Below are 14,148 nucleotides of genomic sequence, written 5' to 3' on the forward strand. Positions count from 1 at the left end.
CGGTCAGGTCAGGGCAGGCGGTCCAGCAGCTTGTCCACCGTCACCGGGAAATCCCTGACCCGGATGCCGGTCGCGTTGTGGATCGCGTTGACGATCGCGCCCGCAGTGCCGCAGCAGGCCAGTTCCCCGATGCCCTTGGCCTGCATCGGATTGGCATAGGGGTCGCGGTCGGGCAGGAACGTCACCGTCATCGCGGGCACATCCAGGTTCGCCGGGATGTGGTATTCGGCCATGTCGCGGTTGACGAAATGCCCGTCGCGCGGGTCGTTCATCACCTCTTCGGTCAGGGCCGAGCCGATGCCGAAGGTCATGCCCCCAAGACACTGGGAACGCGCGGTCTTTTCGTTCAGGATGCGCCCGCAGGCGAAGGTCGCCTCAAGCCGGCGCAGCCGCACCTCGCCGGTCAGGGCGCTGACCGCCACCTCGGCGAACTGGGCGCCCCAGCTGGCCTGCCGGGTCGATTTCTCGGCCTTGCCGGGCTGGATCAGGCCATTGCCCTTCAGCGTGTCGCCGTCCAGCACCTCGGCCAGCGGGGTGACGCGGTTGCCGGCGATGGCCGCGCCGTCCTTCAGCGTCAGCTCGGCCTCGTCGCAGCCCAGCCGCTTGGCCAGCTGCATGCGGATCGCCTGCGCGGCCAGCATCACCGCGCTGCCGGACGAGGCCGCGCCGAACGACCCGCCCGACCCCGACGCGGGCGGCAGGTCGCTGTCGCCCAGCACCGTCGTCACCCGGTCCATCGGCAGCCCCAGCGCCTCGGCCGCGATCTGGGTCAGGATCGCATAGCTGCCGGTGCCGATGTCGGTCATGTCGGTTTCGACGCGGGCGGTGCCGTCGGGCAGCAGGATGACGCTCGCCTCGGACTCCTCCAGCATGTTGACGCGCACCGCGGACGCCATGCCCAGCCCGATCAGCCATTCCCCCTCGCGCCGCTGGCCGGGCTGCCGGCGCTGCGACCAGCCGAACGCCTCGGCCCCCGCCCGCAGGCAGTCGGCCAGCCGGTTGGACGAAAAATCCTTGCCGGTCGAGGGATCGGAGTCGGGAACGTTCAGGATGCGCAGCTCGACAGGGTCGATGCCCGCGGCCTCGGCCAGCTCGTCCATCGCGCATTCCATGATCGGGACGCCCACCGCCTCGCCGGGGGCGCGCATGGAACCCGCGGTGGTCTGGTTCACCCGCGCGACGTGGTGGCCGATGACGCGGTTCTCGCCGGCATAGGTGAAGGGCGTCGCCTGCGTCACGGGTTCCGAGAATGTCTCGCCTTTCAGGTTTGACACCCAGACCTCGTGCCCGACGCCGGTCAGCCGCCCGTCCGCGCCGCAGGCCAGCCGCACGCGCTGGCGGGTTTCCGACCGGCGCATCGTCGCCTCGAACACGGTGCGGCGGTGCAGGGCCACCGACACCGGGCGGCCCAGCCGCTTTGCGGCGATGGCGGCGGCCACCGATTCATGCGAGATGCCCAGCTTGCTGCCGAAGCCGCCGCCGACATACTGCGACAGGATGCGGACGTTCTTGGCCCGGATGCCGAGCGAATCCGCCAGTTCCGCGACGTTGTGTTTCAGCATCTGGTTCGAACAGCGCACCGTCAGCCGGTTGCCGTTCCATGACGCGACGGCGGCGTGCGGCTCCATCGAGGCGTGGCTCATCGCGGGGGTCGTATAGGTCACGTCGATGCGGTGCGCCGCGTCCGTCATCGCGGCGTCAAGATCGCCCTGCGAGGCCTGCTTGCCGGGCGGGGCGGCATAGTCCTGCCCGTCCACCAGCGCCACCGGCTCGCGCGCCTCATAGGTGGCGCGGATCGCCTGCGCCGCGTGGCGCGCCTGTTCCAGCGTCTCGGCCACGACCAGCGCGACGGGCTGGCCGACATAAAAGATCTCGGCCGGGTTCTGCACGGGCGCGCGCGCCGCCTGTCCCTGCGCCGGGCTGCGCAGCAGGCGCGGGTCGCGGATGACGTCCAGCACGCCCGGCATGGCACGGACCTCGGCGGTGTTCATGCCGACGACCCAGCCGCGCCCGATGGTGGCGCGGGCCAGCACGCCGTGGGCGATGTCGTCAGGATGGTCCTCGTCGGCATAGGTCGCGCGGCCGGTGACCTTCAGCGGCCCCTCGGGGCGGTCCAGCGGGGCCGAGATGACACCCTGCGCGGTGCGGTCCAGCAGGTTGTCGCTGTCCGGGCGGTCCATCTTGTGGTGCAGCTTCGATTCGATCGGGGCGCTCATGCGGCGGTCCTCACGTCGGTTCCGGTGGCCTCGGCCAGCGCCGCGATGATCGTGCGGCGGGCGAGGGGGATCTTGAAGTCGTTCTCGCCCCAGCCGCGCGCGCCCTGCAGGATCGCGTCGGCGGCGGCGGCAAAGCCCGCGGCGTCGGGGCTGCGCCCGACCAGCAGCGCCTCGGCCGCCGGATCGCGCCACGGCCGGGGGGCGATGCCGCCCAAGGCCAGCGCGGCGCGGGTGATGCTGCCGCCCGTGACGGTCACGTCGACCGCGACCGACACCAGCGCAAAGGCATAGGACCGCCGGTCGCGCACCTTGCGATAGACCTGCCGCCCGCCCGTGGGCGCGGGCAGGGTGACGGCGCGGATCAGATCGCCCGGTTCCAGCACCGTGTCGCGTTCGGGCGTGTCGCCGGGCAGGCGGCGGAAATCGCCCACCGGCACGCGGCGGGTGCCGCCCGCGCCCTCGATCTCGACCACGGCGTCCAGGGCGGTCAGGGCCACCGCCATGTCGCCGGGATAGGTGGCGATGCAGCGGTCCGACGCGCCAAGGATCGCGTGGTTGCGGTTCTTGCCCGCCAGCGCGTCGCAGCCGGTGCCCGGGTCGCGCTTGTTGCAGGCGGCGGCCAGGTCATAGAAATACGGGCAGCGCGTGCGCTGCATCAGGTTGCCGCCGGTCGTGGCGCGGTTGCGGATCTGGCCGCTGGCGCCCGCCAGCAGCGCGCGGGACAACAGCGGCCAGTCGCGCCGCACGCGGTCGTCGGCGGCAAGGTCGGCGTTGCGCACCAGCGCGCCCACCCGCAGCCCGTCGCCGTCGGGCGCGATCTCGTCCAGGCCGATGTGGTTCACGTCCAGCAGCCGGTCGGGCGTCTCGACCTCAAGCTTCATCAGGTCCAGCAGGTTGGTGCCGCCCGCGATCAGCCGCCCCGCCGCGCCGATGGCGTCGGCCGGGGTGGCGGCGCGGGCATAGGTGAACGCCCTCATGCCGCATCCTCCGGTGCGGTGTCGGCGACCTCGCGGATGGCGGCGACGATGTTGGGATAGGCGGCGCAGCGGCACAGATTGCCCGACATGCGCTCGCGGATCTCGTCGTCGCTGAGGCTTGGCGCGGTCAGGTCGCCCGACACGACGCTGGGCCAGCCGGCGCGCGCCTCGTCCAGCATGGCGGTCGCCGACATGATCTGGCCGGGGGTGCAATAGCCGCACTGGAACCCGTCGTGATGCAGGAACGCCGCCTGCATCGGGGCCAGCGCGCCGGGCGCGCCCAGCCCCTCGATGGTGGTGATCTGGTCGCCGTCGTGCATCACGGCCAGCGACAGGCAGCTGTTGATGCGCCGTCCGTTGACGATGACGGTGCAGGCGCCGCACTGGCCGTGGTCGCAGCCCTTCTTGGTGCCGGTCAGTTTCAGCCGCTGGCGCAGCGCGTCCAGCAGGCTGACGCGCGGATCGGGCAGGGTCAGCGTTTCGGCCGTGCCGTTGACGGTCAGGGTGATCGAGTGGTCTGATGGGGCGGGCACGGCGTGGCTCCTTGCGGCGGCTGCGTCGGCAGGGAACAAGCGGGTGCGGCAAGGGGTTCCCGTCCGATGGAATTGTTCGATCCTTTCGATACGCTCGCGCGGGCCGCCGATGCCGCGGCGGCCCCGACCGACCCCGTGGGCGACCCGCTTGCCGCGCTGGCCGATGGCGGCGTGATCGCCGTCGTGACCGGCGTCGAGGGGCCGCATTACCGCGCGCCGGGCGCCTTCATGGCGTTCCCGGCGGCGGGCGGGGCGGTTGGCCAGCTCAGCTCCGGCTGCATCGAGGCGGACTTGGCCCTGCATGCCGCCGACGTCGCGGCGACCGGCCGCGCGGTCCGGCTGCGATACGGGCGCGGGTCGCCCTTTGTCGATCTGACGCTGCCCTGCGGCGGGGGCCTGGACGTGGCGCTGGTGCCGGTCCGCGATCCCGCGCCGGTGACGGGCGCGCTGGCCCGGCTGGCGGCGCGGCGGCCCGCGGTGCTGCGGCTGTCCGAGACGGGGCTGGCGGACACTGGGCTGGCGGATGCGGGGCTGGGGCTGGGCGGCGCGGGCGCGGGGTTTGCCATCCACCTTGCCCCGCCGGTCCAGTGCCTGACCGCCGGCACCGGGGTCGAGGCGCTGGTCTTCGCCGCACTGGCCGCGGCGGCGGGGCATCCGGTGCGGCTGGCCACGCCCGATGCGGCCACCGCGCGGGCGGCGGCCGCGCGGGGCGTTCCGGTGACGATGCTGACCCCCGGCGCGACCGGGCTGGGCGCCGACCCCGACCCGTGGACGGCGGTGGTGCTGTTCTTCCACGACCACGACCGCGAGCCGCCGCTGCTGGCCGACGCGTTGCGCTCGCCCGCCTTCTATGTCGGCGCGCAGGGCAGCCTGCGGACGCATCGCGCACGGGTCGCCGCGCTGCGGGACATGGGCCTGCCCGACGTCGCGCTGGCGCGGCTGCGCGGGCCTATCGGGCTGATCCCGTCGGCCCGCGACCCGCAGGTGCTGGCGGTGTCGGTGCTGGCCGAGATCCTGGCCGAGGCCCCGCGCTGACATGCCGGGGACAAGGGTCGGGCTGCTGCTGGCGGCGGGCCACGGGCGGCGGTTCGGCGCGGGCGACAAGCTGGCGGCCGCGGACCGGGGCCGCCCGGTGCTGGGCTGGGCGGCGGACGCGCTGCGCGGCGTTGCGCTGGACGCGCGCATCGCCGTGGTCCGCAACCCGGCGCTGGTCCCCATGCTGGACGGGTTTGCCATCGTCGCGCCGGACGGCGAGGATCAATCCGCCAGCCTGCGCGCAGGCGTCGCGGCGGCGCGCGCCTTGGGCACGGGGCGGCTGCTGATCGCGCTGGGGGACATGCCGGGGATCACCGCCGACCATCTGGCGCGGGTGATCGACGCCTGCACGGACGACCGGCCCGCCGCCACCCTGCATAATGGACGGCCCGGCGTTCCGGCCTGCATCCCCGGCGCGCTGATCGCGGCGCTGGCCGGCGCGCAGGGCGACCGGGGGGCGGGACCGCTGCTGGCGGCGATGAACCCGGTCGGGCTGGCGCTGCCCGCGGGCGCGCGGCGCGACATCGACCGGCCGGGCGATCTGTTGCCCTAGCCGCGCGGCCCCTCGGCGCGGCACCGGGCCAGCGCGTCCCCGAACGCGGGGCGCTGCCCGCGGGCGCGCTGCGCGACATCGACCGGCCGGGCGATCTGCTGCCCTAGCCGCGCGGCCCCTCGGCGCGGCACCGGGCCAGCGCGTCCCCGAACGCGGGGCGCTGCCCGCGGGCGCGCTGCGCGACATCGACCGGCCGGGCGATCTGCTGCCCTAGCCGCGCGGCCCCTCGGCGCGGCACCGGGCCAGCGCGTCCCCGAACGCGGGGCGCTGCCCGCGGGCGCGCTGCGCGACATCGACCGGCCGGGCGATCTGCTGCCCTAGCCGCGCGGCCCCTCGGCGCGGAACCGGGCCAGCGCGTCCTGAAACGCGGGGCGCAGCGCGGCGTCCGGCGCGATCTCGGCCGCGATACGGGGGGCCGTGCAGACTGCCAGCGGGTCGGCCCCCGTGGCCGCCATCAGCCCCAGCCGCGCCGCGCCGAAGGCCGCGCCGAAATCGCCGCTTTCGGGGACCAGCACCGGCAGGTCCAGCGCCGTGGCGATCGCCGCCAGCCAGTAACGCGACCGCGCCCCGCCCCCCAGCGCCAGCAGCGCCTGCGGGTCCGACCCCGCGGCGCGCAGCGCGGCGAGGTTGTCGGCCAGCGCAAATGCCACGCCTTCAAGCACGGCGCGGGTCATCGCCGCGCGGTCGGTGCGGGCGGTCAGCCCGATGAGGCGCGCGGTCAGCGTGGCGTCGTTGTGGGGTGTGCGCTCGCCCGACAGATAGGGCAGGAACAGCGTCTCGGTGGGCGCGGCCAGCCGGTCGCCCAGCTCGGCGGTCAGCGCGGCGGCGGGCTGGCCCAGGATGCCCGCCAGCCATTCCAGCGCCGCGGACGCCGACAGGATCACCCCCATCTGGTGCCACATCCCCGGCAGCGCGTGGCAGAACGCGTGGACCGCGCTTTCCGGCAGCGGCAGGTAACGGTCGGTCGCCGCGAACAGCACCCCCGAGGTGCCCAGCGACACGAACCCCTGACCCCCCGCCACCGTCCCTGCGCCGATGGCGGTCGCGGCGTTGTCGCCCGCGCCGCCCGAGACCACCGTGCCGGGCCGCATCCCCCATTCGTCGGCCAGCGCCATGCGCAACCCGCCCGATGGCGCATTCCCCTCGATCAGCGCGGGCATCTGGTCGGGGCGCATGCCGGACGCGGCCAGCAGCTCGGGCGACCATGCGCGGGCGCCGGTGTCCAGCCAGCTGGTGCCGGCGGCGTCCGACATTTCGGCCACATGCTCGCCGGTCAGCCACAGGCGCAGATAGTCCTTGGGCAGCAGCACGCGGGCGACGCGGGCAAACGCCGCCGGCTCCTCGTCGGCCATCCAGACCAGCTTGGGCGCGGTGAAGCCGGGAAAGACGATGTTGCCCGAGATGGCGCGGAACCGCGGGTCGGCGTCCAGCCGCGCGGCTTGGCGGTGGCTGCGCCCGTCGTTCCACAGGATCGCCGGGCGGATCACCCGGTCGCCGGCGTCCAGCGTCACCGCGCCGTGCATCTGGCCCGAAAGGCCGATGCCCTGCACGCCCGACAGGTCATGGCGCGCGCGCAGATCGGCGACGGCCCTTTCGGTCGCGGCGATCCAGTCGGCGGGTTCCTGTTCCGACCACCCCGGCGCGGGACGCGAGACGGTCAGCGCCGCGGTCGCAGACCCCAGCACGCGCTGGTCCTCGTCCATCAGCAGCACCTTGACACCCGAGGTGCCCAGATCGATCCCCAGATACATCGCCGTCCTTTCCGGTCAGCCCTGCGCGGCCGCCAGCCGCGCCACAATGTCCGGCAGTTCGACGGCCTGCGCAATCACCGCCTCGGGGTCCAGCGCGGGCAGGCGTTCGGCCAGCCGCGCCGCCGCCGCATGGCTGCCGCCGGTAAAGGCGATGCAGCGCATGCCCGCAGCCTGTGCGGCGCGGATGCCGGCGATGCTGTCCTCGATCACGATGCAGTCGGCGGGGCGCACGCCCAGCCGGGCCGCGACATGCAGGAACAGGTCGGGCGCGGGCTTGCCGCGCGCAACCTCGGTCGCGGAATGGATATGCGGGGCGAAGGCGTCCCACAGCCCCGTCAGCCGCAGCGTCTGGTCCAGCCGCGCGGGCGTCGAGGACGAGGCGACCGCGCGCGGCAACCCCGAAAGCGCGGCCAGCGCCGCGGCGATGCCGGGGATGGGGCGCAGTTCGGCGGCAAAGCGTTCCGCCAGCCGCGCGCGATAGCCGGGCAGCAGGGGCGTCGCGTCGATGCCGTGTTCGCCGTGGACCAGCGCGGTGATCTCGGCCACCGACCGGCCGATCATCCGGTCATAGATGTCGGCGTCGCTGACCGGCGCGCCCGCCGCGCGCAGCGCCAGCCCCAGTTCGGCGACCGACAACGGCTCGCTGTCGATCAGCACCCCGTCGCAGTCGAAGATCAGCGCCGGGGCGGCCAGCCCCGTCATCGCCCCAGATACCGGCGCAGGGTCGCCGCCGTGCCGTCCGCCCACAGCATCGCCAGCCAGCGCGCGAACGGCTCGGCCAGCCGCGCGTCCTGTCCGGTCGCGCCATAGATGTCGGCCATGCCCAGCCATGCCGCCGGGTCGTGGCGTGCGGCCTGGGCGGCGGCGGTCAGGCGGTCCCAGTTGGGATCGTTCGGCTCGATCACCGCGCCGCTGTCGGTGGTCCCCGCGCAGTATCGGCACCACAGCGCCGATTCCAGCGCCAGCCCCTCGACCGGCAGACCCCGCGCCAGCCGGTCGGCGATGGTCGGGATGATGAACTTGGGCTGGCGGTTCGATCCGTCCAGACACAGGCGCCGGATCGTGTCGCCGATCTTGGGGTTGGCGCAGCGTTCCTTGACCTTGTCGAAATAGGCGGTCAGGTCGGTGCCGGGCACCGGCGGCACCACGGGGATGATCTCGTCGGTTTCTACCTTGTCGAGGAAGGCGCGGACCAGATCGTCCTGCATCCCCTCGTGGACGAAATGGATGTCCATCAGCCCGGCGGGATAGGCGATGACCGCGTGGCCGCCGTTCAGGATGCGGATCTTCATCATCTCCCACGGGGTCACGTCGGCGACGAACTCGACCCCCGCGCGTTCCAGCGGCGGGCGGCCGGCGGGGAAGTTGTCCTCAAGCACCCACTGGATGAAATCCTCGCAGAACACGGGTGCCGCATCCTCGATCCCGAAGTCGTCGCGGACCATCGCGCGCTCACGCTCGCTGGTGGCGGGGGTGATGCGGTCCACCATGCCGTTGGGGAACGCCACGTTCGCCGCGATCCAGTCGGCAAGCCGCGGGTCGGCCAGGCGGGCGGTTTCCACCACCGCCTCGCGGGTGACGACGCCATTGTGGGGGATGTTGTCGCAGGACATGACGGTGAACGGGACCGTCCCCGCGTCGCGCCGCGCGCGCAGGCCCGCGACGATCAGGCCAAAGACGGTTGCGGGCGCGGCGGGGTTGGCGGCGTCCGCCGCGATGGCGGGATGGGTCGGGTCGAAATGCCCGGTCGCCGCGTCGATGAAATAGCCGCCCTCGGTGATCGTCAGCGACACGATGCGGATCGCGGGGTCGGCCAGCGCCGCGATGGTGCGCGCGGGATCGCCCGGCGGCAGGTAATCGACGGTCGCGCCCAGAACGCGGGCGTCAGACGCGGCGGCGGATTGTTCGACGACGGTATACAGGTGGTCCTGCGCCGCCAGCACCTCGCGCATCCGCGCGTCGGACGGCATGACGCCCGCGCCGACGATGGCAAAGTCGTGGCCCAGCCCGTCATTCATCAGCCGGTCCAGATAGACCGCCTGATGCGCGCGGTGGAAATTGCCCAGCCCGAAATGGACGATGCCCGGCGTCAGCGCGGCGCGGTCATAGGACGGGGTGGCCGCGCCGGTCAGGCCGGGCAGGGTCGCGTTCGACAGTCGGGTCATGGGTCAGCTCATCCAGTTGCCGCCATCGACGTTATACGTCTGGGCGACGATGTAATCGGCCTCGGGCGAGGCGAGGAAAACGGCCATGCCGGTCAGGTCGGCGGCGGTGCCCATCCGGCCAAAGGGGACGGCGGCGCCGACTTCGGCCTTTTTCTGGCCGCGGGGCTTGCCCTCATATGCGGCGAACTTGGCGTCCACGCCGTCCCAATGCTCGCCGTCCACGACGCCCGGCGCGATGGCGTTCACGTTGATGCCGTGGGCGATCAGGTTCAGCCCCGCCGATTGCGTCAGGCTGATGACGGCGGCCTTGGTCGCGCAATAGACGGCGACCAGCGGTTCCCCGCGCCTGCCCGCCTGGCTTGCCATGTTGATGATCTTGCCCCGCCTGCCGGTGTCGATCATGTGCCGCGCCACCGCCTGCAGGGTGAACAGCGCGCCGCCCACGTTGATCGAGAACAGCCGGTCATAGCTGTCGCGGGTGATGTCCACGATGGGCGCCAGGTCGAACAGCGCGGCGTTGTTGATCAGGATGTCGATGCCGCCCAGGTCGGCCACCGCCTGCGCGACGCCCGCGTCGATGCTGGCCTGATCGGTCACGTCCATCACGATCGGCACCGCGCCGATGTCCGCGGCGGTCTGCGCCACGCGGGCCGCGTCGATGTCGGCGATGGCGACGCGCGCGCCCTCGGCGATATAGGCCTCGGCAAAGGCGCGGCCGATGCCGCGCGCGGCCCCGGTGATCAGGGCGGTCTTGCCGGCAAGTCTCATAGTGCCATTCCTTGTGCGTCGAAACGATAGATGCGGCCGTCCTGCGGGGTCAGCCAGATGCGGTCGCCGTGGTGGACGGGCACCTCGCCCGGCGCGCGCACGACGATGGGGGTGCCGCCGTCCAGCCCCACATGCAGGAACGTGTCCGACCCCAGATGCTCGGCCACGCCCACGGTGCCCTGCAGCGCGCCGGCGCTGGTGGACAGCTGCCAGTGCTCGGGCCGCACGCCGATGGCGTGGGCGCCGAGGCGGGCCGCTGCCTCGCCCTCGACAAAGTTCATGTTGGGCGAGCCGATGAACCCCGCGACAAAGCGGTTGGCGGGCCGGTTGTAGAGGTCCAGCGGGCTGCCTACCTGCTCGATCCGCCCGGCCTGCAGCACGACGATCTTGTCGGCCATCGTCATCGCCTCGACCTGGTCGTGGGTGACATAGACCATCGTGGTCGCCAGCTTCTTGTGCAGCTGGCTGATTTCCACCCGCATGTTGACCCGCAGCGCGGCGTCCAGGTTCGACAGCGGCTCGTCGAACAGGAACGCCGCCGGCTCGCGCACGATGGCGCGGCCGATGGCGACGCGCTGGCGCTGGCCGCCCGACAGCTGGCCGGGCCTGCGGTCCAGATAGGGCGTCAGGTTCAGGATGCCCGCGGCCTGGCCCACGCGGGCGTCCTGTTCGGCCGGGGGCAGCCCCGCCATCTTCAGCGGAAAGGCGATGTTCTTGCGCACCGTCATGTGCGGGTAAAGCGCATAGGACTGGAACACCATCGCCAGCCGCCGTTTCGACGGCGCGGCGTGGGTCACGTCCTGCCCGTCGATCAGGATCTGGCCCGCGGTCACGTCCTCAAGCCCCGCGATCAGCCGCAGCAGTGTCGATTTCCCGCAGCCGGACGGCCCGACGAAGACCACGAACTCGCCGTCCGAGATGTCCAGGTCCACGCCCGGAATGACCTCGACCGGGCCGAATGACTTGCGGACCTGGCGCAGGGTGATGCTGCCCATGTGTTCCCCCGTTGATTACTTGACCGCGCCGAAGGTCAGGCCGCGGACAAGCTGTTTCTGGCTGAACCAGCCCATGATGACGATCGGCGCGATGGCCATCGTGCTGGCCGCCGACAGCTTGGCATAGAACAGCCCCTCGGGGCTGGAATAGCTGGCGATGAAGGCGGTCAGCGGGGCGGCCTTGCTGGTCGTCAGGTTCAGCGTCCAGAACGCCTCGTTCCACGCCAGAATGATGTTCAGCAGCATCGTGGAGGCGATCCCCGGCAGCGCCATCGGCAGCAGGACGTGCCGGATCTCGTGCCACAGCCCGGCGCCGTCCATGCGCGCGGCTTCCAGGATCTCGGCCGGGATCTCGCGGAAATAGGTATACAGCATCCACACGATGATCGGCAGGTTCATCAGCATCAGCACGACGATCACCCCGCTGCGCGTGTCCAGCAGGCCAAGGTCGCGAAACAGCAGATAGATCGGGATCAGCACGCCGACCGCGGGCATCATCTTGGTGGACAGCATCCAGATCAGCACGTCGCGGGTGCGCTTTGCCGGCTGGAACGCCATCGACCACGCGGCGGGCACCGCGACCGCCAGCCCCAGCAGGGTGGACCCCAGCGCGATCGCGATCGAGTTCAGGAAGTGGCGCACATAGGGCGAGCGTTCCTGCACCGCCGCATAGTTTTCCAGCGTCCAGTCGAAGAACAGGAACCTGGGCGGGCTGGCGACGGCGTCCCCTTCGGTCTTGAAGCTGGTCAGGACGGTCCACAGGATCGGGAAAAAGATCAGCAGCCCGACCCCCCAGGCCAGCAGGGTGAAGGTCAGCTTGCGCGCGGGGGTGACGGTGCGGGCCATAGGGTCAGTCCAGCGTCCGCCCGATCAACCGCATCAGGAAGATCGCGACGATGTTGGCAAGGATGACGGCCACGATGCCGCCCGCGGATGCGCCGCCCACGTCGAACTGCAGCAGCGCCTGTGAATAGACCAGATAGGTCAGGTTGGTGGACTGGTATCCCGGCCCGCCGTTGGTGGTGACGAGGATCTCGGCGAAGACCGACAACAGGAAGATCGTCTCGATCAGCACGACGACGGTGATCGGGCGCGACAGATGCGGCAGGGTCAGGTGGGTGAACTTGGCCCAGGCGCCGGCGCCGTCCATCTCGGCCGCCTCCATCTGCTCGCTGTCCAGCGACTGCAGCGCGGTCAGCAGGATCAGCGTCGCAAAGGGCAGCCACTGCCACGCCACGATCCCGATGATCGAGGCCAGCGGATACTGCGCCAGGAAATCGACCGGCTGCGCGCCCAGCAGCTTGGCGATCCAAGCGAACAGGCCGTTGACGGGGTTCAGGAACATGTTCTTCCACACCAGCGCCGACACGGTCGGCATGATGAAGAACGGCGCGATGACAAGGATGCGGACGATGCCCTGACCCCACATCGGCTGGTCGATCAGCAGGGCCAGCAGGACGCCCCCCCCCACCGTGATGACCAGCACGCCCCCCACGATCAGCAGCGTGTTGGTCAGCGCCGCCCAGAACGCCGGGTCGGACAGGAAAAAGCGATAGTTCATCAGCCCGATGAACTGTTCCGTCCCCGGCGACAGCAGGTTATAGCTTTGAAAGCTGAACCACAGCGTCATGGCCAGCGGCACGATCATCCAGCCCAGCAGCAGCACCACCGAGGGCGCCACCATCAGCCGGGCCAGTCCGCGTTGATGTCGGGTTGCCATGCCGCGTCCCCTTGCTGGCGGCGTCGAAAGGCCGGGCGGCGGACCGCCCGGCCGGTGGATCGGGTCAGCTCACTTGGGATAGCCGGCCTTGGCCATTTCCCGCTCGGCGATCTGCTGGGACGCGGTCAGCGCCTGATCGACCGGCATCTGCCCGGCGACGGCGGCCGACAACTGCTGGCCGACGGCCGTCCCGATCGCCTGGAACTCGGGGATCGCGACGAACTGCCCGCCGGTATAGGGCGTCTCGGCGACCGACGGACGTTCCGGCGTCGCCGCGTTCATGGATTGCAGCGTCAGTTTCGCGAAGGGCGCGGCCGCCTGGTATTCCGCGTTGTCATACAGCGACGTGCGGGTGCCGGGCGGGGCGGCAAGCCAGCCTTCCTGGCCGGCGATCAGGTTGGTGTAATCCTTGCTGGTCGCCCAGGCGATGAACTTCTGCGCGGCCTCGGGCGCGTCGGTGGACGCCGGCACCGCCAGGTTCCAGGACCACAGCCAGTTGCCGTGGTTGTCCACGCCTTCCTTGTTGGGGAACTGGGCAAAGCCCACCTTGTCTGCCACCGTCGATTCCGCCGGGTTGGTGACAAAGCCCGCGGCGACCGTCGCGTCGATCCACATCCCGCACTTGCCCTGCTGGAACAGCGCGAGGTTCTCGTTGAAGCCGTTGGACGACGCGCCGGGCGGCCCCGCCTCGGCCATGATGGTGACGTAGTCGTTGGCTGCGGCCTTCCATTCGTCGCTGGTCAGCAGGGGTTTCCAGTCCATGTCGAACCACGCCGCGCCATAGCTGTTGGCCATCGCCGACAGGAACGCCATGTTCTCGCCCCAGCCGGCCTTGCCGCGCAGGCAGATGCCATAGATCTCGGCGTCCTTGTCGGTCATCTTGCGGGCGGCATCCAGCAGCTGCGCCCAGGTCGGGCTTTCGGGGATGGTCACGCCCGCCTTTTCGGCCAAGTCGGTGCGATACATCACCATCGCCGATTCGCCATAGAAGGGCGCGGCATACAGCTTGCCGTCCTGCGACAGCGCGCTGCGCAGCGCGGGCAGCAGGTCGTCGACGTCGTATTCGGCGGGCAGCTGGTCCAGCGGCATCAGCCAGCCCTGCTTGGCCCAGATCGGCACCTCATAGTTGCCGATCGTCACCACGTCATACTGGCCGCCCTTGGTGGCGATGTCGGTGGTGACGCGCTGGCGCAGGATGTTTTCCTCCAGCGTCACCCATTCCAGCTGGATGTCGGGGTTCTTGGCCGTGAAATCCTCGGCCATCTTCTGCATGCGGATCATGTCGCCGTTGTTCACGGTGGCGATGGTCAGCGTTTCGGCCGCGGCCGGGATCGCCAGCGCGGTCAGCGCGCCGGCGCCCAGCAGGCGCCGCATCGTGGTGGTCATTCGGTGTCCTCCTCCCCGAGGGGCGTCATTTGCCCTGACTATGGGCAAA

13 protein-coding genes are annotated in these 14,148 nt (G+C 71.3%); 2 read left to right on the forward strand and 11 right to left on the reverse strand.

Annotated elements, in window-relative coordinates:
• Positions 1-8 precede the first annotated feature (8 nt).
• The 3 genes from EPA64_RS00195 to EPA64_RS00205 are packed head-to-tail and all read right to left on the reverse strand — an operon-like array spanning position 9 to position 3,726.
• Positions 9-2,216, reverse strand: a complete 2,208-nt coding sequence (locus EPA64_RS00195) for a molybdopterin cofactor-binding domain-containing protein (RefSeq protein WP_425467001.1) — start codon at positions 2,214-2,216, stop codon at positions 9-11.
• Positions 2,213-3,193: an FAD binding domain-containing protein gene (locus EPA64_RS00200; protein ID WP_134724241.1), complete on the reverse strand. Its 981-nt coding sequence runs from the start codon at positions 3,191-3,193 to the stop codon at positions 2,213-2,215. The genes EPA64_RS00195 and EPA64_RS00200 overlap by 4 nt, the downstream gene beginning before the upstream one ends.
• On the reverse strand, positions 3,190-3,726 hold the full coding sequence (locus EPA64_RS00205; protein ID WP_246026529.1) for a 2Fe-2S iron-sulfur cluster-binding protein: 537 nt from the start codon (positions 3,724-3,726) through the stop codon (positions 3,190-3,192). Before EPA64_RS00205 ends, EPA64_RS00200 begins: the two co-directional genes overlap by 4 nt.
• Before the next feature lie 66 nt (positions 3,727-3,792).
• Here EPA64_RS00205 and EPA64_RS00210 point away from each other — a divergent pair, with 66 nt between their 5' ends.
• Positions 3,793-4,761, forward strand: a complete 969-nt coding sequence (locus EPA64_RS00210; protein ID WP_134724243.1) for an XdhC family protein — start codon at positions 3,793-3,795, stop codon at positions 4,759-4,761.
• A gap of 1 nt (position 4,762) precedes the next feature.
• Entirely contained in the window at positions 4,763-5,314 is a 552-nt protein-coding gene (locus EPA64_RS00215) for an NTP transferase domain-containing protein (RefSeq protein WP_134724244.1), read from the forward strand.
• A gap of 317 nt (positions 5,315-5,631) precedes the next feature.
• On the opposite strand, the gene xylB is transcribed toward EPA64_RS00215, so the two are convergent.
• The 8 genes from xylB to EPA64_RS00255 all read right to left on the reverse strand — a co-directional run bounded on the left by xylB (position 5,632) and on the right by EPA64_RS00255 (position 14,099).
• Positions 5,632-7,065 carry a xylulokinase gene (gene xylB / locus EPA64_RS00220; RefSeq protein ID WP_134724245.1) on the reverse strand — a complete coding sequence of 478 codons (1,434 nt, stop codon included), beginning with the start codon at positions 7,063-7,065 and terminating at the stop codon, positions 5,632-5,634.
• Positions 7,066-7,080: 15 nt separating this feature from the next.
• On the reverse strand, positions 7,081-7,767 hold the full coding sequence (locus tag EPA64_RS00225; protein WP_134724246.1) for an HAD family hydrolase: 687 nt from the start codon (positions 7,765-7,767) through the stop codon (positions 7,081-7,083).
• Positions 7,764-9,230, reverse strand: a complete 1,467-nt coding sequence (locus EPA64_RS00230; RefSeq protein WP_134724247.1) for a mannitol dehydrogenase family protein — start codon at positions 9,228-9,230, stop codon at positions 7,764-7,766. The genes EPA64_RS00225 and EPA64_RS00230 overlap by 4 nt, the downstream gene beginning before the upstream one ends.
• 3 nt (positions 9,231-9,233) lie before the next feature.
• On the reverse strand, positions 9,234-9,998 hold the full coding sequence (locus EPA64_RS00235) for an L-iditol 2-dehydrogenase (protein ID WP_134724248.1): 765 nt from the start codon (positions 9,996-9,998) through the stop codon (positions 9,234-9,236).
• Positions 9,995-10,993: an ABC transporter ATP-binding protein gene (locus EPA64_RS00240; protein WP_134724249.1), complete on the reverse strand. Its 999-nt coding sequence runs from the start codon at positions 10,991-10,993 to the stop codon at positions 9,995-9,997. Before EPA64_RS00240 ends, EPA64_RS00235 begins: the two co-directional genes overlap by 4 nt.
• A 15-nt stretch (positions 10,994-11,008) precedes the next feature.
• Complete coding sequence (locus EPA64_RS00245; RefSeq protein WP_134724250.1) at positions 11,009-11,839, reverse strand: carbohydrate ABC transporter permease; 831 nt, start codon at positions 11,837-11,839, stop codon at positions 11,009-11,011.
• Positions 11,840-11,843: 4 nt separating this feature from the next.
• On the reverse strand, positions 11,844-12,713 hold the full coding sequence (locus tag EPA64_RS00250) for a carbohydrate ABC transporter permease (protein ID WP_134724251.1): 870 nt from the start codon (positions 12,711-12,713) through the stop codon (positions 11,844-11,846).
• Positions 12,714-12,782: 69 nt separating this feature from the next.
• Positions 12,783-14,099, reverse strand: a complete 1,317-nt coding sequence (locus tag EPA64_RS00255) for an ABC transporter substrate-binding protein (RefSeq protein ID WP_134724252.1) — start codon at positions 14,097-14,099, stop codon at positions 12,783-12,785.
• Between the last annotated feature and the right edge of the window lie 49 nt (positions 14,100-14,148).

Origin of the sequence: Paracoccus luteus, assembly GCF_004522155.1 — a bacterium.
GTDB classification, from domain to species: Bacteria; Pseudomonadota; Alphaproteobacteria; order Rhodobacterales; family Rhodobacteraceae; genus Paracoccus; species Paracoccus luteus.

Bases quoted from the DNA above. Each gene is read 5' to 3' on its own strand.
- EPA64_RS00230 (WP_134724247.1), bottom strand. From the start codon at position 9,230: ATGACCCGACTGTCGAACGCGACCCTGCCCGGCCTGACCGGCGCGGCC.
- EPA64_RS00235 (WP_134724248.1), bottom strand. From the start codon at position 9,998: ATGAGACTTGCCGGCAAGACCGCCCTGATCACCGGGGCCGCGCGCGGC.
- EPA64_RS00200 (WP_134724241.1), bottom strand. From the start codon at position 3,193: ATGAGGGCGTTCACCTATGCCCGCGCCGCCACCCCGGCCGACGCCATC.
- EPA64_RS00250 (WP_134724251.1), bottom strand. From the start codon at position 12,713: ATGGCAACCCGACATCAACGCGGACTGGCCCGGCTGATGGTGGCGCCC.
- EPA64_RS00245 (WP_134724250.1), bottom strand. From the start codon at position 11,839: ATGGCCCGCACCGTCACCCCCGCGCGCAAGCTGACCTTCACCCTGCTG.
- EPA64_RS00255 (WP_134724252.1), bottom strand. From the start codon at position 14,099: ATGACCACCACGATGCGGCGCCTGCTGGGCGCCGGCGCGCTGACCGCG.
- EPA64_RS00240 (WP_134724249.1), bottom strand. From the start codon at position 10,993: ATGGGCAGCATCACCCTGCGCCAGGTCCGCAAGTCATTCGGCCCGGTC.
- EPA64_RS00215 (WP_134724244.1), top strand. From the start codon at position 4,763: ATGCCGGGGACAAGGGTCGGGCTGCTGCTGGCGGCGGGCCACGGGCGG.
- EPA64_RS00225 (WP_134724246.1), bottom strand. From the start codon at position 7,767: ATGACGGGGCTGGCCGCCCCGGCGCTGATCTTCGACTGCGACGGGGTG.
- EPA64_RS00195 (WP_425467001.1), bottom strand. From the start codon at position 2,216: ATGAGCGCCCCGATCGAATCGAAGCTGCACCACAAGATGGACCGCCCG.
- EPA64_RS00210 (WP_134724243.1), top strand. From the start codon at position 3,793: ATGGAATTGTTCGATCCTTTCGATACGCTCGCGCGGGCCGCCGATGCC.
- xylB (WP_134724245.1), bottom strand. From the start codon at position 7,065: ATGTATCTGGGGATCGATCTGGGCACCTCGGGTGTCAAGGTGCTGCTG.